The sequence below is a fragment of the Marivita sp. genome (assembly GCF_051251565.1).
Lineage (GTDB): Bacteria > Pseudomonadota > Alphaproteobacteria > Rhodobacterales > Rhodobacteraceae > Marivita.
Map to the genome: position 1 here is coordinate 410,460 of NZ_JBPOFB010000001.1, position 18,013 is coordinate 428,472.

18 protein-coding genes are annotated in these 18,013 nt (G+C 60.7%); 6 read left to right on the plus strand and 12 right to left on the minus strand.

Annotation, left to right across the window (positions count from 1 at the left end; translation table 11 throughout):
- Positions 1–277: 277 nt before the first annotated feature.
- Genes ihfB through ACSHXH_RS01965 form a run of 3 tightly spaced genes read left to right on the plus strand, consistent with a single transcriptional unit; the run spans position 278 to position 1,582 of the window.
- The gene (gene ihfB, locus ACSHXH_RS01955) at positions 278–559 is read left to right on the plus strand and encodes an integration host factor subunit beta (RefSeq protein ID WP_435670181.1); all 282 of its coding nucleotides are present in this window, start codon (positions 278–280) and stop codon (positions 557–559) included.
- 6 nt (positions 560–565) lie between these two features.
- Complete coding sequence (locus ACSHXH_RS01960) at positions 566–916, plus strand: lipopolysaccharide assembly protein LapA domain-containing protein (protein ID WP_435670064.1); 351 nt, start codon at positions 566–568, stop codon at positions 914–916.
- 9 nt (positions 917–925) lie between these two features.
- On the plus strand, positions 926–1,582 hold the full coding sequence (locus ACSHXH_RS01965) for a phosphoribosylanthranilate isomerase (RefSeq protein ID WP_435670065.1): 657 nt from the start codon (positions 926–928) through the stop codon (positions 1,580–1,582).
- Positions 1,583–1,678: 96 nt separating this feature from the next.
- On the opposite strand, the gene ACSHXH_RS01970 is transcribed toward ACSHXH_RS01965, so the two are convergent.
- Together ACSHXH_RS01970 and ACSHXH_RS01975 are read right to left on the minus strand one after the other, a co-directional pair.
- Positions 1,679–2,725 (minus strand): quinone-dependent dihydroorotate dehydrogenase, encoded by a 1,047-nt coding sequence (locus tag ACSHXH_RS01970; protein WP_435670066.1) that lies wholly within the window; start codon positions 2,723–2,725, stop codon positions 1,679–1,681.
- The gene (locus ACSHXH_RS01975; RefSeq protein ID WP_435670067.1) at positions 2,722–3,102 is read right to left on the minus strand and encodes a DUF952 domain-containing protein; all 381 of its coding nucleotides are present in this window, start codon (positions 3,100–3,102) and stop codon (positions 2,722–2,724) included. Before ACSHXH_RS01975 ends, ACSHXH_RS01970 begins: the two co-directional genes overlap by 4 nt.
- Positions 3,103–3,219: 117 nt before the next feature.
- Between ACSHXH_RS01975 and ACSHXH_RS01980 the strand changes: the two genes are divergently transcribed.
- The 3 genes from ACSHXH_RS01980 to ACSHXH_RS01990 are packed head-to-tail and all read left to right on the plus strand — an operon-like array spanning position 3,220 to position 6,956.
- A complete protein-coding gene (locus tag ACSHXH_RS01980; protein WP_435670068.1) occupies positions 3,220–4,800 on the plus strand; it encodes a bifunctional metallophosphatase/5'-nucleotidase in 1,581 nt (526 codons plus the stop codon).
- A 45-nt stretch (positions 4,801–4,845) separates the two neighbouring features.
- Positions 4,846–5,511 carry an SOS response-associated peptidase gene (locus ACSHXH_RS01985; RefSeq protein WP_435670069.1) on the plus strand — a complete coding sequence of 222 codons (666 nt, stop codon included), beginning with the start codon at positions 4,846–4,848 and terminating at the stop codon, positions 5,509–5,511.
- 59 nt (positions 5,512–5,570) lie between these two features.
- Positions 5,571–6,956, plus strand: a complete 1,386-nt coding sequence (locus ACSHXH_RS01990; RefSeq protein ID WP_435670070.1) for an FAD-binding oxidoreductase — start codon at positions 5,571–5,573, stop codon at positions 6,954–6,956.
- Positions 6,957–7,077: 121 nt separating this feature from the next.
- On the opposite strand, the gene ACSHXH_RS01995 is transcribed toward ACSHXH_RS01990, so the two are convergent.
- From ACSHXH_RS01995 to pcaD, 10 genes are all read right to left on the minus strand, one after another.
- A complete protein-coding gene (locus tag ACSHXH_RS01995) occupies positions 7,078–7,959 on the minus strand; it encodes a carbohydrate ABC transporter permease (RefSeq protein ID WP_435670071.1) in 882 nt (293 codons plus the stop codon).
- A gap of 12 nt (positions 7,960–7,971) precedes the next feature.
- The gene (locus ACSHXH_RS02000; protein WP_435670072.1) at positions 7,972–8,997 is read right to left on the minus strand and encodes a carbohydrate ABC transporter permease; all 1,026 of its coding nucleotides are present in this window, start codon (positions 8,995–8,997) and stop codon (positions 7,972–7,974) included.
- Between the two features lie 73 nt (positions 8,998–9,070).
- Positions 9,071–10,312, minus strand: coding sequence for an ABC transporter substrate-binding protein (locus ACSHXH_RS02005; protein WP_435670073.1), 1,242 nt, complete (start codon positions 10,310–10,312; stop codon positions 9,071–9,073).
- A gap of 79 nt (positions 10,313–10,391) precedes the next feature.
- A complete protein-coding gene (locus tag ACSHXH_RS02010; protein WP_435670182.1) occupies positions 10,392–11,444 on the minus strand; it encodes an ABC transporter ATP-binding protein in 1,053 nt (350 codons plus the stop codon).
- 224 nt (positions 11,445–11,668) lie between these two features.
- Positions 11,669–13,087, minus strand: a complete 1,419-nt coding sequence (locus ACSHXH_RS02015; protein WP_435670074.1) for an amidase — start codon at positions 13,085–13,087, stop codon at positions 11,669–11,671.
- Entirely contained in the window at positions 13,084–13,404 is a 321-nt protein-coding gene (locus ACSHXH_RS02020) for an ArsR/SmtB family transcription factor (RefSeq protein WP_435670075.1), read from the minus strand. The genes ACSHXH_RS02015 and ACSHXH_RS02020 overlap by 4 nt, the downstream gene beginning before the upstream one ends.
- Positions 13,405–13,474: 70 nt before the next feature.
- Entirely contained in the window at positions 13,475–14,710 is a 1,236-nt protein-coding gene (locus tag ACSHXH_RS02025; RefSeq protein WP_435670076.1) for a mandelate racemase/muconate lactonizing enzyme family protein, read from the minus strand.
- An 85-nt stretch (positions 14,711–14,795) separates the two neighbouring features.
- The gene (locus ACSHXH_RS02030) at positions 14,796–15,875 is read right to left on the minus strand and encodes an alcohol dehydrogenase catalytic domain-containing protein (protein ID WP_435670077.1); all 1,080 of its coding nucleotides are present in this window, start codon (positions 15,873–15,875) and stop codon (positions 14,796–14,798) included.
- Between the two features lie 75 nt (positions 15,876–15,950).
- Positions 15,951–17,156 (minus strand): TCR/Tet family MFS transporter, encoded by a 1,206-nt coding sequence (locus ACSHXH_RS02035; RefSeq protein ID WP_435670078.1) that lies wholly within the window; start codon positions 17,154–17,156, stop codon positions 15,951–15,953.
- Between the two features lie 67 nt (positions 17,157–17,223).
- Positions 17,224–18,012, minus strand: a complete 789-nt coding sequence (pcaD, locus tag ACSHXH_RS02040; protein WP_435670079.1) for a 3-oxoadipate enol-lactonase — start codon at positions 18,010–18,012, stop codon at positions 17,224–17,226.
- Position 18,013 lies beyond the last annotated feature (1 nt).

An 18,013-nucleotide genomic window follows, 5' to 3' on the forward strand; every position in this document is an offset into this window, starting at 1 on the left:
TGCTGCCCTCCCCCTTTAGTCGGGGTGGGGCCTGCGCACAGACACACCTGTAAATCGGACTATTCCCCCGAATCGCAGGGCACCGTTTGGGTGGCGCAAACCGGTTCGGGGGGTGGCAAAGCGGCATTTTTTTGCTGCGAGCGCCTCTGAACCGCTTAATTTGCCTGAACTTTCTGCCTTTCAGGCAATCGCCAAGGTTTCCGTATGGCTTTGTCCTGCGTATACTCGGATCATGCGCGAGCGCGGACAAAGCGCGCGACTAGGGGGACGCGAGACTATGATACGGTCTGAATTGATCCAAAAAATTGCTGACGATAACCCGCATTTGTATCAACGCGATGTTGAACGCATCGTGAATACGATTTTCGAAGAAATCATTGATGCCATGGCGCGTGGTGACCGGGTGGAATTGCGCGGCTTCGGCGCGTTCTCGGTCAAGAAACGCGACTCGCGCGTTGGGCGCAATCCGCGCACCGGCGAGGCGGTTGAAGTGGAAGAAAAGCATGTGCCGTTCTTCAAGACCGGCAAATTGCTTCGTGACAGGCTAAACGGGAAGTAAACTCTGATGCGCTACATTCGTTATGTATTTCTTGCGGCGCTGGCCATCGTGCTGGTGTCGGTGGCGCTTGCCAATCGTGGCGCGGTGATGTTGCAGCTTTTGCCATCGGACATGGCCGATCTGGTTGGTATGAACCAATCCATCGAATTGCCGCTGTTCATTGTCATTTTCGGCAGCATCGTGGCGGGTTTGTTGATTGGCTTCGTTTGGGAATGGCTGCGCGAGCACAAGCATCGTGCGGCGGCGTCCCAGCGCGGGGCCGAGGTCAAAAAGCTTGAGCGCGAACTGCGCCGTACCAAGGCAGAGCGTGACAAGGACAAGGACGAAATCCTCGCGCTTCTGGACGAGGCCAGCTAGGTCAGTTTCATGAACCCCGGAATTCGCGTCAAAATCTGCGGGCTGACCCGGCCCGAAGACGTTTTTGCAGTGGCAGAGGCTGGCGCAGCCTATGCGGGGTTCGTGTTTTTTCCCAAAAGCCCGCGCAATGTGTCGATCGAAGCCGCACGCGACCTGGCGGTTGATGTGCCGGTTGGCGTGGCAAAGGTGGCGCTGGTGGTGAATGCCGACAACGCGATGTTGGATGCGATCACCTCTGCGGTGCCGTTGGATATCTTGCAATTGCACGGGGACGAGCCGCCCGAGCGGGTTGCGGATGTGCGTGCACGTTACGGTTTGCCGGTGATGAAAGCGGTTGGTGTTGCAGACGCCGAGGATGTGGCGGCTTTGGACCTCTATTCCGAAGTTGCGGATCAGCTTCTTGTCGATGCCAAGCCCCCCAAGACTGCGACGTTGCCGGGCGGCAATGGTGTGTCGTTTGACTGGCGTTTGATTTCGGCCCGTCGGTGGTCGGTGCCGTGGATGCTTGCCGGTGGGTTGACGCCGGACAATGTGGCCGATGCGATTGCGTTGACCGGGACGCAGCAAGTGGATGTGTCATCCGGGGTGGAGGTGGCACCGGGGATCAAGGATGCAACGCTGATCCGCGATTTCGTTCAGGCGACCCGTGTGCCGGTGATGCGCTAGCGGACGCGTCACCGCGTCCAGTATTCTCCGTGGACGGAAAATACTGGGGCGCTGCCCCAGACCCCGGGATATTTTTGAACCAGAGAAGATGTGGGGTCAGGTGGCGGTGCCGACAGCCTCAGAGACGTTTGCGTGGCCGTCGCGTTTGAGCAGCGCATCAAGCCCATGGGCAATGTCCGGGATCAGGCCAAGGCCTTGATAGACCAGCGCGCTATAAAGCTGCACGGCAGAGGCCCCCGCTTTGATCTTGGTATAGGCGTCTTCTGCGGTTGAAATGCCTCCCACGCCGATGATCGGCACGCGGCCTTGGGTGGCGTGGTAGAGCTGCGCCAGAACGCGGGTGGATTTTTCGAACAACGGATGGCCTGACAGTCCGCCTTTTTCGGCGCGATGGCCAGAGATGAGGCCGTCCCGGTCCAGCGTTGTGTTGGTGGCGATCAACCCGTCGATGCCAGAGGCCAGCGCGACCTCGGCCACATCGGCAATTTCCGCGTCAGTCAGGTCGGGGGCGATCTTGAGAAAGATCGGGATTGGGCGCGCCAGCGCGGTGCGCGTCTGCATCACACCGTCCAGCAATGCGGCCAGCGCGTCTTTGCCTTGCAGGTCGCGCAGCTTTTCGGTGTTGGGCGAGCTGACATTCACCGTGGCGAAATCGAGGTCCGCAGCACAAGTTGCAAGCACGGTGGCAAAATCGCCAGCGCGGTTGTCGCTGTCTTTGTTTGCGCCAAGGTTCAGGCCGATGATCGCGTCGCGCGGGCGGTCCTTGAGACGGGCCGCGATGGCGTCCATGCCGTCATTGTTGAAGCCAAAGCGGTTGATGACGGCGCGGTCTTCGGTCAGGCGAAACAGGCGCGGCTTGGGGTTGCCCGGTTGTGGGCGCGGGGTGGCCGCCCCCACTTCGAGAAAGCCGAATCCGGCCCTCGACAGGGCGCGCAGGGCGGTTGCGTTCTTGTCAAATCCGGCGGCAAGGCCCACAGGATTGGGCAGGGTCAGACCAGCCAGAGTGGTGCGCAGGCGCGCGCTGGTCACGGTGCCGGTGGTCGGGGTCAGCCCCAATTGCAGGGCGCGCAGGGCCAGACCATGGGCGGTTTCCGGATCAAACCGATGCAGAACGCGCAGCCCGGCCTTTTCCAGGACGCTCATGCCAGATCCTCTGGGAAGATATGGCCAGTGTCGGCGCGTGGAAGGGGTTCGGACCACACCATATCAGCCAGACGCAAGGGGCCGTAGAGATGCGGGAAGAGCGCGCCGCCGCGCGACGGCTCCCACCGCAGATCGCCGGGCAGGGTGGTGTCGTCAAAGGCCAGCAGCATCAGCCCGTCTGTGCCGGCGAAATGTTTCGCAGCCGTTTCGCGGACCTGTTCGGCGGTTGAGAAATGCACATAGCCGTCTGCCACATCAATCGGTGCACCAGCGGTTTCACCCTGCGCCTGCAACGCAGCCCATTCATCGGAGCGGAGAAGTTTGTAAATCATGCTTTGGATGTGCCGCGTGCGCGTCGTGAGGTCAAGCAGTGTCATCTGCCTGTTGAACACGCGTCGTACACGCTTTTGCGCCTGTGTCCCTTGCGTAAGTTTTGACTCCCTTCGCAGAGCGATGCACGATTGCGTCATAACAACCCGACAGAGAGGACTCACATGTCTTACCGACTTCTTACAAGCGCTGCTGCCTTGGCGCTCAGCGCTGGGGTGGCACAGGCGGATTACACGCTCCACATTGTTCATATCAACGATCTGCACAGCCGAATCGAGCCGATCAGTCGGTTCAATTCAACCTGCTCTGCCGAAGACAATGCGGCGGGTGAATGCTTTGGCGGTGTCGCGCGTGTCAAGACGATGATCGATCAGCTTCGCACCGAATTGGAGGGCGAGAATTTTCTGGTCGTCGATGCGGGGGACCAGTTCCAAGGGTCGCTGTTCTTTATGACCTACAGTGGCGCAGTTGCTGCCGAGATGATGAACGAAATCGGCTTTGACGTAATGTCCGTGGGCAACCACGAATTCAACCTTGGTGACGGCGCGTTGGCCAATCTGGCTGAAACCGTGACCTTCCCGGTTGTGTCGGGCAATCTTGACGTCAGCGGATCGACTGAGCTGGCGGGCAAGATTGGCGACACGCTGATCCTTGAACGGGGCGGCGAGCGCATCGGCATCGTCTCGGCGCTTGCGACGGACACAAAGGAATTGTCCTCGCCGTCCGAAGCCGTGATGTTCAAGGACGAGATCGACTCGCTCAAGGAAGATGTGGCCGCCTTGCAGGCCGAAGGCGTAGACAAGATCATTGCGATCACCCATGTCGGTTACAACCTTGACCAGCGCATCGCAGCGGAAGTGCCGGGCATCGATGCGGTGATCGGGGGGCACAGCCACACTTTCCTGTCATCGTCCGACCCAGATCGGGCAGGGCCGTATCCAACGATGGTCAGCCAGGGCGACAACCTTGTTCCGGTGGTGCAGGCGGGGGCGTTTTCCAAATATGTGGGCCATCTTGAGCTGAATTTCGACGATGCTGGCGTTGTGACCTATGCAGCAGGCGACACGATCTTGCTTGATGCGTCAGTGGCCGAAGATGAAGCCATCGTTGCGCGTGTTGCCGAGCTTGGTGCGCCGATTGAAGAAATGAAAACCCGGATCGTTGCCGAAGCCGCCGATGTGATCGAAGGCGACCGTTCGGTCTGCCGCGCTGTGGAATGTCCGATGGGCAACCTTGTGGCGGACGCCATGCTGGACCGGGTGAAGGATCAGGGCGTTGAAATCGCCATTCAGAACGGCGGCGGTCTTCGGGCGTCCATTGATTCGGGCGAAGTGTCCATGGGCGAAGTGCTTACGGTGCTGCCCTTCCAGAACACGCTGTCCACCTTTCAGGTGACCGGTGCGCAACTGATGGCTGCGCTTGAAAACGGGGTGAGCCAGGTTGAGGACGGGGCAGGCCGGTTCCCGCAAATCGCAGGTATGGCCTTTACCGCAACCCTGAGCGCAGAGCCGGGCAGCCGGGTGTCGGATGTGACCGTGAACGGCGAGCCACTGGACATGGAGCGTGTCTATAGCGCTGTGTCCAACAACTTTGTGCGCAATGGAGGTGACGGCTATGCCATGTTCCGAGGTGCCATGAACGCCTACGACTTTGGCCCAGACCTTGCGGACGTGACGGCGGACTACCTTGCCGCCAACGCGCCCTATCAGCCGTACACAGATGGCCGGATCACCGTTAATCCGTAAGATGATGTGCAGGCCGGGCGTATCTTCCCGGCCTGCACCTACGCTATGTGTGGACGCTTTGCCCTGACCCTGCCTTCGGATGCGATGGCGCAGCTGTTTGACGCGGTGCCGTCAAACGCATTGCCCGAGGTGCCCAATTACAACATCTGCCCGACCAATCTGGTGCATGTCGTTCACACTGCCGAGGGACAGCGCAGGTTGGTGGCGATGCGATGGGGGTTTCTGCCGCATTGGTACACGGCTGAAAATGCCGGGCCTCTGCTGATCAACGCGCGGGCAGAGACGATTGCGGAAAAGCCCGCGTTCCGGGCGGCTTGTCGCGCGCGGCGGTGTCTGATCCCGGCCACGGGGTTTTACGAATGGACCAAGGACGACAGCAGCCATCGCCTGCCGTGGTATATTCATCCGACGGCCTCTGACCTCTTGGTTTTTGCCGGGGTCTGGCAGGATTGGGAACGAGACGGCGTGGCGCATCGGACCTGTGCGATTGTCACGACGGCGGCAAATACCAAAATGTCTGCGGTGCATCACCGCCAGCCCGTGACCCTGCGCCGCGAAGATTGGCCGCTGTGGCTGGGGGAGGCGGGGCACGGTGCCGCCACCCTGATGACAGCCGCGCCCGAGGATGCGATGGATTTCTACCGTGTCGATCCTACGGTCAATTCCAACCGTGCGGCGGGACCCGAATTGATCGCACCCTTGGCGCTTTGACCGGGCTTTCCCCGGCCTGCGCTTCGCAGTAGCGTGACGCCAGAACAGGGGAGGCCGCCATGCCCAACGTCGATATCCAAGCAACTGTTACCGAACTACAGGCCCTTTTGGGAGATCGTCTGTCGACGGGGGCGTCGATCCTTGACCAGCATAGCCATGACGAGGCCTACACTCCGCCGGTTTTGCCCGATGCGGTGGCATTTCCCGAAACCACGGACGAGGTGTCGCAGATCCTGCGTATCTGTTCCAAACATGGCTGCCCGGTGGTGCCTTATGGCGTGGGTACATCGCTCGAGGGGCATATCGTGCCCGTGCAGGGCGGGGTGAGCGTGGACACCAGCCGCATGAACGCGGTGATTGCGATCAACCAAAGCGATCTCGACGCGGTGGTGGAACCCGGTGTGACCCGGATGCAATTGAACGACGCGTTGCGGGCGTCCGGGTTGATGTTCACTGTCGATCCCGGCGCGGATGCGTCGCTGGGGGGGATGGCTGCGACCCGCGCATCGGGCACCAATACGGTGCGCTATGGCACCATGGCAGACAATGTGCTGGCGCTCGAAGTGGTGTTGCCAGATGGCCAGATCATTCACACCGGCAGCCGTGCACGGAAATCTTCGACCGGGTACGATCTGACGCATCTTTTCATCGGTTCCGAAGGCACGCTTGGGATCATCACGAAGTTGACGGTCAAGCTACATGGCCAGCCTGAACATATCGCGGCGGCGACCTGTGCCTTTCCGGATATCGCCTCGGCGGTTGAGACAGTGATCCTTGCCATCCAGATGGGCCTTCCTCTGGCGCGGATTGAACTGCTGGACGAAGTGCAGATGCGCGGTATGAACATCTACAACCCGGATATGACTTTGCCCGAAACGCCGCATCTGTTTCTGGAGTTCCATGGGACAGAGGCAGGTGTCGCCGAACAGGTCGAAAGTCTCGCGTCTTTGGTGGAGGATCATGGCGGGTCCGATTTTGCGTGGGCTACCAAGACCGAAGACCGCAACCGACTGTGGAAGGCCCGGCACGAGGCGTATTACGCGGGCAAGGCCCTGCGCCAAGGGACAGAGGGCGTGGTCACGGATTGCTGCGTGCCGATCTCGGCGCTGGCCGAATGTATCGCGCGCACCAAAGAGCTTATTGCAGACTCCGGCCTTATGGCGCCGCTTGTGGGTCATGTCGGAGATGGAAATTTCCATCTGCTGATCCTTGTGGACCCCGACAGTACGGATGAAATGGCGCGTGCGGGGGCACTGGCCAACAAGGTGAATATGCTGGCGCTGGAGTTTGGCGGCACGGTCAGCGGTGAGCACGGGATCGGTTTGGGCAAGCGCAAGTACCTGGCTCAGGAACACGGCGCGGCTTATGCGTTGATGGGGGTGCTCAAGAAAGCGGTCGATCCGGGCAACATCATGAACCCTGGCAAGCTGGTGACGTTGAATTGAGGCGCTAAGGATGCGGTGGCGCATCCTCGACCTTCCGGTGACGGAAAGATGGGGGCTCTGCCCGCGTCACCAAATGGCGACTCCCCCGAGATATTTTTGAACCACAGAAGGCCGGGTGCGATCAGCCTTTCACGGCACCCGCAGTCAGACCGGAGACAATCTGGCGCTGGAAGAACATGATGAGCAGGAACAAAGGCGCTGTGGTCGATACCACGGCAGCAACGGCAAACATGACGTTGCCCTTGGTCTGGGTGGTGCCGAGGAAGGACGCGATCTTGGGGATCATTGTCTGGTTTTGCTTGTCGAGGATCATCGCTGTAACGGCAAAGTCGTTATAGGCAAGCAGGAAGCTGAACAGCCCCGTGGTGATCACACCGGGCCACATGACCGGGATTATGACATGGCGGAACGCCTGAAACCGGGTGCAGCCGTCGACCATTGCGCTTTCGTCAAGATCCTGTGGGATGTTTTTGAAGAACGAATGCAGCATCCACAGTGTAAAGGGTTGGTTGATCGCCACCAGCACAATGACCGCCGTGGGCAGGTGCCCCCAGATATTCCATTCAAAGAACACCGGCAGGTAGCCCGACACCAGCGTGATCGGCGGCATGGCGCGGAAGATCAGCGCGATGAGCAGGAACCAGAATGCGTAGCGATAGGTCGAGCGGGCCAGCGCGTAGCCGCCCAATGTGCCCAGCGTCAGGGAAATGGTCACCACAAACAGGCACACCAACATTGAATTCCACGCCGCGCGCCAGAACTCTTCCTGCACCCATGCGCCGGAATAGCCTTGGGTGGTAAAGGCACCGCCGGTTTCACGGGTGGTCAGATCCCCGGTCAGGACGTTGGTCCAGTCGGCCAGAGAGAAAAAATCCCCCTCGACCTTGAACGATCCCCAGAGCGTCCAGAAAAACGGGAAGGCGGCAGCGATGATCCAGATGATCAGGGTGCCAACAATAAGAGCCTGAAGAAGGGCGGGGCGTTTTTGTGCTTGGCTTGCCATATCCGTATGTCCCTATGCCGTTTTGCCGTAATCGCGCCATGTGCGGACAAGCACCGGCGACAACAGGATGGCGACGCCGAGGATCGTTAGTACGGACGTGGCCGCGGCCGAGGACAATTGCTGGGTCTCACCGCCCAGATCGTTGTAGATCGCCCAACTGAGCGAGGTGGCATGGGCGCTCGCGTTGAAGCTTACAATTGGCTCGAACACCCGGAAGTTGTCCATCAGCTGGATCAGCGCGATGAAGGTGGTCAGCGGCAGCAGATGCGGGATCACCACATGGCGGATCTGTTGCCAGCGGCTTGCCCCGTCGATGCGCGCGGCTTCAAGCGTGTCGGTGTTCACTGTTTGCAATCCGGCATAGTAGACGATGAAGGCAAAGGGCACCGACGACCAGACGCCGTATACCATCAGCATGGTCCACATCATCGCGGTGTCGGCCTTGACCGACAGGCTTGGATCATCCGCGAGCCAGCGCAGGGCGGTGCCCAGCACACCGCGCGCGTCCACCATCCAGAACAGGATCAGCGCGCCCACCAGCGGGGTCACCATCATCGGAAGGAGCGAGAAAAAGATCATCGGTCCACGAATGGCCCGTGCGGCCGCATTGACCGCGACAGCCACGACAAAACCCAAAAGGATCGTCAGCGGCGTGACCACAAAGGTATAGGTCAGGGTAAAGCCCAAGGCCTTGTAGAAGGGCAGGTTCATCAGCTTTCCGACGAAATCGCCAAGCCCGGTGCTTTGTTCCCAAAGCTGGCCGAATTCGGCAACGGCCAAGTGGTTGCGATCCTTGTAGATCTCAAGCCCCGCGAATTTGCCCAAGGGCTGAGACGCGCGGATGGCAGCGGTTGCCTCTTGGTCGATGGCGGTGGCTGTGGTGCAGCCGAAGGGGCCGCAGTTTTCAACTTCGACGATGACCTGCTCATGCGCGACATGAAGCGACTGGATCACCACCGAGACGATTGGGAAGAAGATGAACAACAGCATGGCGATGGCTGATGGCAACACAAACCAGAAGAACGCACTGTGTTTCATCGGATCACCCCCGCGCAGTTGAAACGGTCAGAAGAGGGCGAGGGCGGCGCACCGCCCCCGCACACGTGTTGGTTCAGTTTACAAAGCCCTTTTCCTTGGCAGCGGTGGTATAGGCCGCCTCGATATCCATCAGGGCCTGTTCGGCGCTTTCCTTACCTTGCAGGAAGTCAGCGATATTGTCGCCAAGCGCCGTGTGCAGCAGGCCGTGATGCGGCAGCATTGGATAGGGCTGGGTTTGCATCGAAATCGCCGAGAACACGCCTTCGTTGACAGGCGCGGGCTGATAGCCTTCGATCATCCAGACGGCCTGACCCATGGTCTCATCGTTCAGGATCGCCGGGCTGATCCCATGCTTGAGCGCCTTGAACGTTGCTTCTGCATCTGCATCGCTGATGTTCTTGGCAATGGTCCAGCCATCCCACCACAATGTCGACGCAGGCGTGTCGCCCCCGGCCACGGTCATCGGCGCGCCGACCATCGTGTTCTCATACACTTCGGGGGCCGCACCTTCGGCATCCATCAGAACGCCCGTGCGCGAGCCCCACATGTTCATCATGGCGACATTGCCTGCTTCCCATTCCGCGCCGGCGGCGTTGGAATCATGTGTCAGGTAGTCGGGGTTCATGTAGCTGCTCAGGGATTGGAGCATTTCCAGCGTGGCCACGCCGGCGTCGTTGTTGACCGAGACATTGGCCGTGCCCGGTTCGTAGAACGTGCCGCCATGGCCGATATACATGTTCACGAATTCCTGCGCGAGGTTCCAGCCGGCCATGAAAGAGCCGCTCAGCGGATAGTCGAGAATTCCGTCAGCACGGATTTTTTCCGCCACGGCCAGCATGTCTTCGTAGGTTGCGGGCGGTGCCATCCCGATCTGTTCAAGGATGTCCTGACGGTACACAAGATGTTGCGCGTTTGCCATGAAGGCTACGGCCATCACCTTGCCATCGACGGTGATGAGTTGGTTTTTCGGAATGTCCTGACCAAATGCCGCGATCAGATCATCCAGCGGGCGCAGCACGTCTTCGTTGATCAGCGCCACGATCGACGAATTGGCGACGATGGCCGAGGTGTATTCCGCCGGATTGCCCTGAAGACCGGCAAGATTGATCTTCTGGTGGTCAGCGGTCAGGTTTGCCTTTGCCTCGGTCAGGCCCTCACAGGCCTGAGCATTGGCGGCGACGGTTTGGATCGCGGGGAATTCGTTGCCGATGATGCTGATCCGACCATCGCTGATGCCGCAATCTGCGGCCATGGACATGGTTGCGCTGGCTGCGACAAGGACCGAGCCTGTCATCAGGATATTTCGCATTTTCATTCTTGGTCTCCCTGTGTGTCTGGATGCGCGTTCTAGGGCTGCATCGCTTTTTCCCGGCGAACCGGGACTCTCTGGTGGGTCAGCTGTCGATCCGCTGGCCCGTTTCGGTTGAAAAGAGATGGCAGATCTCTGCTGGGACACGGATCGACACGTTGTCCCCAATTTCGGCGCGGTAGGATTTGTCGGCCTTGACGGCAACCAATGCGCTGCCGATCCTCACGGAAATCATCGTGGCATCGCCCAAAAGCTCAAGCGTGTAGATTGGTGCGTTGATCTGGCCGTCCCCGCCGGGCGCAAGTGAGGCGTCTTCGGCCCGGAACCCAAGCGTGGTCTTGCCGTCCGGCGCGGTCAGACCGGCAATCCGGGTGTTGCGGGTCTCAAAGGCGCCATTGGCGATATCGCCTTCGATCAGGTTCATGGCAGGGTTGCCGATAAAGCTGGCCACGAACCTGTTGGCAGGGCGGTCGTAAATCTCGGTTGGGCTGCCGACCTGCTGCACAATGCCTTTTTCCATCACCACGACCCGGTCTGCGAGGGTCATCGCCTCGATCTGGTCATGGGTGACATAGATCGTCGTGACAGCAAGCTCATGGCTCAGGTTCTTGATCTGGGCGCGTGTGGAGACGCGCAGTTTGGCGTCGAGGTTCGACAGCGGTTCGTCCATGAGAAACACGTTGGGTTCCCGCACAATCGCGCGGGCCAAAGCCACGCGCTGCCGTTGACCGCCGGACAGTTCGGCGGGTTTGCGGTGCAAAAACTCGTCCAGTTCCACCATCGCGCTGGCGCGGCGCACACGTTCGTCATGGGTGGACGGATCGACGCCGCGCACCTTGAGCGGAAAGCGAATGTTCTCGTAGACGTTCATGTTCGGATAAAGTGCGTAGGATTGAAACACCATTGCCACATCGCGGTCTTTGGGGTCGAGGCTGTTGACCACTTTGCCATCAATGATGATCTCACCATCGGTGATGTCTTCCAGCCCGGCGATCATGCGCATGGTCGTTGTCTTGCCGCAACCGGATGGCCCCAGCAGCACAAGGAATTCCTTGTCGGCAATCGTGAGGTTGAAATTGTCGACCCCGACGAAGTTGCCCCAGCGCTTGTTGACGTTCCTGAGCTGGATTTCCGCCATGCTTTCCCCCTGCGCAAAAGATCGGATTTGCGGTAGATCAACCCAACAAGCCATAGGGCTGACGGTTTGGCAAGAATTCTTTGCAAACGTGTGCAAGAAATCAAAACAAGCCTGCATGTTCGCCAAATCCGTATACGCATCGCATGTGGCAAGCGTGCATTTGCGTATTTTGAAAAAGAAGACGCAGGCAGGTGGTGGCGCAGTGGATTGCTTTGCGAGGCGCGCTAGCCCGCGATTGGATCAATGCATGTGATGGGCAGGTTCAGCGCTTGTTCCAGGGTATGGGCGACTTGCAACAGGCGCGCTTCCCCGCGTGGTGGACCGATCAGTTGCAGGCCAACCGGCATGCCCGATGGGGTAAATCCAACCGGCAGTGACAGGGCGGGCAGGCCCGCAACGGTTGCCAGAAAGGCGAATTGCAGCCAGTCGATATAGTCGCGCATCGGGCGGCCTGCGACCTCGGTCGGGTATTCGATTTCGACCGGCAGCGGGGCGAGCCCATTGACCGGGCAGGCCAGCACATCATGAGTTTGAAAGAATGTCGCCATCGTGTTGTAGATCTGTGCGCGGTCGCGTTCTGCTTGCACATAGGCGTCAAAGGTCATCGCACGGGCATCGGCAAGGTTGCCTTTGATCGTGTCTTTGTAGTGCTTGGTGACGTTTTCAGGCGTGGCTTGGTAACTGCCCATAAACGACAGGCACCGCAGCGCGCGGAACGCCTCGTCAAGCCGGGGCAGGGTGGGGCAGTGATCTTCGACAGTGACATGCGGCAGGCGCATCCGAGCCAGCGCATCGCGCAGCACGGTGTCGATTTCATCGGTGAGCGCAGCAAACCCGTTGAGGTCGGATGCATACGCGATGCGCACGGGGCCTGCGTCCTGACGCGCTATGTCGAGATAGGGTGTGGCCGGGGGGGGGAACGAAATCGGCCAGACCGGATCGTATCCCGCCATCGCATCCAGAAAAAGCGCGCAGTCCAGAACGTCGCGCGCCATCGGGCCGTCGACTCCGCCATTGGTAAAACCCAGATGTGCCGAACTGCCCCCGGCGATGCCGGGTGAGGGGCGCAGGCCGACAATGCCGCAGTAATTTGCGGGGCTGCGCAGGCTGCCGCCGAAATCGGATCCGTGGCTCAGCCACAGCTCTCCAGTGGCGAGCGACACCGCAGCCCCCCCGGATGATCCGGCGGCATTCATCGCGGTGTTCCATGGGTTGCGGGTTGCACCGAACACGGCATTGAACGTATTGGCCCCGGCCCCGATCTCGGGCGTATTGGTCTTGCCCAGCACGACGCCGCCACGGTCTTCGAGGCGGGTCACAATCGGATCCGACGCTGTGGGCACATGATCGGCCATGCCAATCGTCCCAAAGGTGGTCCGCACGCCTGCAACCGGGTTCAGATCCTTGATGCCCAAGGGAAGCCCTGCCAGCAGCGTATCGGTGGCCACGGTCGCGCCGCGCGCCCGGTTCGCACAGCGCGTGACCACGGCATTCACCTGCGGTTCAACCTGATCCATGCGCGCAAGGCTGACATCGATCAGATCCAGGGATGTGACCTCACCCTTGCGCAGCAGCGCCACGACTTCGCGCGCAGATTTTGCGCAGAGCTCGGGACCGCTGAAGGTGGTGTGGGGGCGCGTCATGTTTCGCAAAACATCCTGTGCAGATGCGCGATCAGACGCGCCGTGTTGTCATCGTTGAGACTATAGTAGATCGTCTTGCCGTCCCGTCGGGTCTTGACCAGGTCTTCGTCCCGCAGACGGGCCAGCATCTGGCTCACGGCGGCTTGCCGGATATTGAGCAAAGCTTCGAGTTCACCCACGGACTTTTCGCCCACACCCAGATGGCACAGGATCATCAGCCGACCTTCATGCGCGAGGGTCTTGAGATAGGTCGTAGCTTCTTTTGCGCTCTGGGCCATGTCTTGTGCGGCCGCTGGTGCAACAGTCATATCTTCCATAGGAGACCCCCGGTAGCCAAAGGTCTATAGCATTGTTGAGGGGGCTGTTTCAAAGCCTTATCTCGCCCGTTTAGGTTTCGGGCGACGTGGGTGCGCCGCCCGTGAACGCATTGTCATTCTTGTAGTCACAGGGGGCCTCTTGCATCTGAAGGTGCAGACCGTCACCGGTATAGGGATGCGCGCGCGCCAGGTCTTCGTCCAGCTCGATGCCCAGACCGGGCGTGTCGGGGGCGGTGATATACCCGTCTTCGACCCGGATTGTGTTGCGGATCAAGGCTGCGTGGAACGGGGTTTCAATCGTTTCGGCCAGCAGCATGTTGGGAATCGATGTGCACAGATGCACGTTTGCCGCCCATTCCACCGGACCGGCATACAGATGCGGCGCGATCTCGGCGTTGAAGGCTTCTGCCAGAACCGACAGTTTTTTGGCTTCCCAGATGCCCCCGACGCGCCCCAGGGCGGGTTGCAGGATCTTGGCGCCACCTGTGCGCAACACCGTGGCGAATTCGGTCTTGGTGGTCATTCGTTCGCCCGTTGCAATCGGGATGCGCACGGCGCGGGCCACCTCGGCAAACTCAAGCAGGTTGTCGGGCGGGATCGGTTCTTCGTACCAAAGCGGCAGGTAGGGCTCGATCGCGTGACCCAACCGGATCGCGCCTGAGGTGGTAAACTGTCCATGTGTGCCGAACAGCAGATCGGCCTTGGTGCCGACCGCCGCGCGGATCGCTTTGCACATCTCGACCGAGAGCAAAATGTCCGACAGTGCAGGCTGGTGCCCGCCATGGATCGTGTACGGGCCAGCAGGGTCGAATTTGACCGCCGTATAGCCGCGCGCGACGCAATCGGCGGCGGCTTCGGCTTGGGCGTCCGGGTCTGTCCAGAATGCGTTGATGTCGTGATGGGGCAGGGGATAGAGATAGGTGTAGGCGCGCACCTTCGGGTTCATCCGCCCGCCCAGAAGCGCCCAAACCGGTCTGCTGCGGGCCTTGCCCAGAATGTCCCAACACGCCATCTCAAGCCCGGAAAACGCGCCCATGACGGTCAGGTCAGGCCGCTGCGTAAAACCGGCGGAATAGGCGCGGCGGAACATCAATTCGACGTTTTCAGGGCTTTCGCCGCGCATGTGCCGGTCAAACACATCCTCGATCACCGCTTTCATCGCATCCGGGCCGACGCTGGAAGCATAACATTCGCCCCAGCCAGTGATCCCGGTGTCGGTGATCACCTTGACCAGCGTCCAATAGCGCCCACCCCAGCCGGGGGCGGGGGGCGCGGTGGTGATGATGTCGAGGCTGTGCAGCTTCATGGGCGGTCCCTTTCCTGTGGGCGGGCGATGCGATGGCGCATCGGGGTGTGTCTGTTGACGCAAACCCGCGTGTTGGCGCGGCTGGTCAAAAGAGGATCACGTTGCGTTTTGCGCCGCCTGCTTTGGTGTCTTCAATTGCGTCGTTGATCTGTTCCAGCGACCAACGCCCCGAGACCAGCTCATCAAGCTTGAGCCGCCCTTGGCTGTAGAGATCTGCAAGCCACGGGATATCGCGGCGGATCACCACGTCGCCCATTTTGGACCCGATCATGCCTTGCGCCATATAGGCGAGGACCACGGGTTCATATTCGGCCATTGCCCCAGAATGCGGCATGCCGATCATGACCATGCGTCCCCCCCATCCAAGATAGCGAGGCGCGTGGTTGTAGGCGGGGATCGCGCCCACGGTCACCGCGACCAGATCAGCCCCGCGTCCCAATATGCGCATCACCTGTTTCCAGGGTGCGGCGTCTGTTGCCAGAACGCCGTCCGTTGCGCCAAAGGCCTTGGCGGTGTCCAGCTTGTCCTGTGTGACATCGACGGCCACGATCCGGCGTGCCCCCGCAATCCGCGCGCCTTGGATCGCATTGAGCCCAACGCCACCCGCGCCGATCACAACCACGTCCTCGCCCGCGCGCAGCTTGCCTGCATTGACCACAGCGCCGATGCCGGTGATCACGCCGCAGGCCATCAGCGCCACTGCTTCGGGAGGCATGGCGTCGGGCAGGGGTACAACCTGGCTTTGGTCTACCACCACACGTTCGGCAAACGCACCGCAATGCATCGCCTGCGCGACTGGCGTGCCATCGGCGCGGCTCAGGGGGGATGTCCCTGTGCCCGGCGCTTCGCAGATCGTTGGCTTGCCGCTGGCGCAATTGGTGCAGGTGCCGCAGGATTTGATCAGCGTGACCACCACGCGCTGACCGTCTTGCAGGCCTTTGACACCGGGACCGATGGCCGTTACGTGCCCGGCCGCCTCGTGGCCGTAAACGGCGGGCAAATCGCCACCCCAAGCGCCTTCGGCAAAATGGATGTCCGAATGGCAGATCGCCACCGCGTCCAGCGTGACCTCGATCTCTCCGGTCTGCGGCGCGCGCAGCTCCAGCTCTTCAAGGCGCAGCGGCGCGCCGAAGGCGGTGCAGACGGCGGCTTTGATGCGGGTCATGGGAACCTCCCTTGGCTTTCGCGCAACCTGCGGTGCGCACGGCGCAAGCGCAAGCGCGAAGTCGACCTGAACAGGTCAGGCTGCGACTGTCCCCCGGCGTGGCGCAAGAAACACGATCAAGGCCACCACGATCAGTGCCAAGGACACCAGGAACGGTGCGCCGGGAAAATAGACCGGCGCGTCTGCCGAGGTGAACTGTGCAAAGACCGATGTCATGACAAGCGGCGCAATGATCATCGCCACCGCACTCACCGAGGTCAGCGCGCCCTGCAATTCGCCCTGCCGCCTATCGCCCACGGCCTTGGACATGATCCCCTGCAAAGCCGGTGTGATCACCGCTCCCAGGGCTGCCAGCGGCGTCAGCAACAGCGCCACCGCGCCCGAGGTCACAAAGGCCAACGCGCCAAAGGCGAAAACGTCAAACACCAGCCCGTAGAGCACCGTGCCGCGTTCGCCCAAACGGGCAAGGATCAGTCGGATCAACCCGCCCTGAACCACCGCCATCATAATCCCGAACAGCCCCAGCGATAGGCCGATCATGCCTGCATTCCAGCCGAACCGCGCATGGCCAAAATAGGCCCAGACCGCGGGGTAGACGAAAAACGCGACCTGATAGAGGAAGAACACCGCGAACAATCGACCCAGACCGGGAAACGCGCCCAATGATTTGAACGCGCCAAACGGGTTGGCCCGCCGCCATTCGAACGGGCGTCGGATCGCATCAGTCACCGTTTCGCGCAGCACGAAATAGCCCAGCATCGCATTGCCCCCGGCCAGCGCCGCGGCGGCCCAAAAAGGCGCGCGCGTGCCCCATTCGCCCAGCAGCCCGCCCATCAAGGGGCCAATGACGAAACCAAGGCCAAACGCGGCCCCGACCAGTCCGAAATTCTGTGCCTTTTTGCCCGGCTCCGAAATGTCGGCCATATAGGCGGTTGCGGTTGATTGCGTGGCGGCCGTGATCCCGCCGATCACGCGCCCGACCAATAGCAGCCAGATCGATCCGGCAAAGGCCATGACGACGTAATCCAGCGCCATCACCGCCAAAGAGATCAGCAGCACAGGCCGTCTGCCAAAACGGTCCGACAGGTTGCCGATCACCGGCCCGAACAGGAATTGCATCACGGCAAACACCGTGGTCAGAACGCCGCCCCACAGTGCGGCATTGGCAAGATCCCCGCCTGTCACCTCTTGGATCAGGTCAGGCATCACCGGAATGATCAGCCCAATCCCCATCGCGTCGATCATCACACTGATCAGGATAAAGACGACGGGCAGGCGCATGGGGCGGAACTCGCTGGATCAGGCCAAAGCGCCCTCGATGTGTAAACTACACTTGACAGATTGCCAGTCAATGCGCCTGTGCTGCAATGAATGCGGCCAGAAGGTTTGCAAATTCGTCTGGGGCTTCGACACAGGGCAAATGCCCGGCCTTGCGGATCAGGTGGAACTGCGATCCCGGCACCAGATTGACCGTTTCGCGCACCAGATCGGGCGGGGTTGATCCATCTTCGCTGCCTGCAATGCCCAGCGTGGGCAGGCGAAGGGCGGCTGTGGTGCTATAGAAATCAGTGCCCGCAATGGCATGCGAGCAGCCGACATACCCATTGGCAGAGGTACGGGTCAGCATGTTGCGCCACGCGGCAAGCTCTGCCGTCTGGCGAAACCGGGTCGAAAACCACCGCTCCATCACAGCATCTGCCAGCGCCTCGATCCCGCCTGCCTCGACCGCTGCGATCCGGTCGTCCCACATGGCGCGGGTGCCGATCCGCGCGCCGGTGTTCGACAACACCATTGCACGCACGAGATCCAGCCGCTTGGCGGCCAGCCCTTGCGCAATCATACCGCCGATCGAAAGGCCGACAAAGATCGTGTCGCGCAGCCCAAGATGGTCCAGCATTTGCTCGGCATCGCGCACAAGCATGCCCATGCCGTAGGGCGGTTTTGTGCTGTTGGTCAAACCATGACCGCGCATGTCGTAGCGGATGTATTTCAACCCGGTTTGCGGCAGCCGCGCGATAACCTTGTCCCAAAGCCGCAGGTCCGTGCCCAACGAATTGACGAAGACCACAGGTGCGCCATTCGGATCGCCGTCAATGCGGTAATGCACCCGAAACCCATCAAAATCGACGACTTGCATG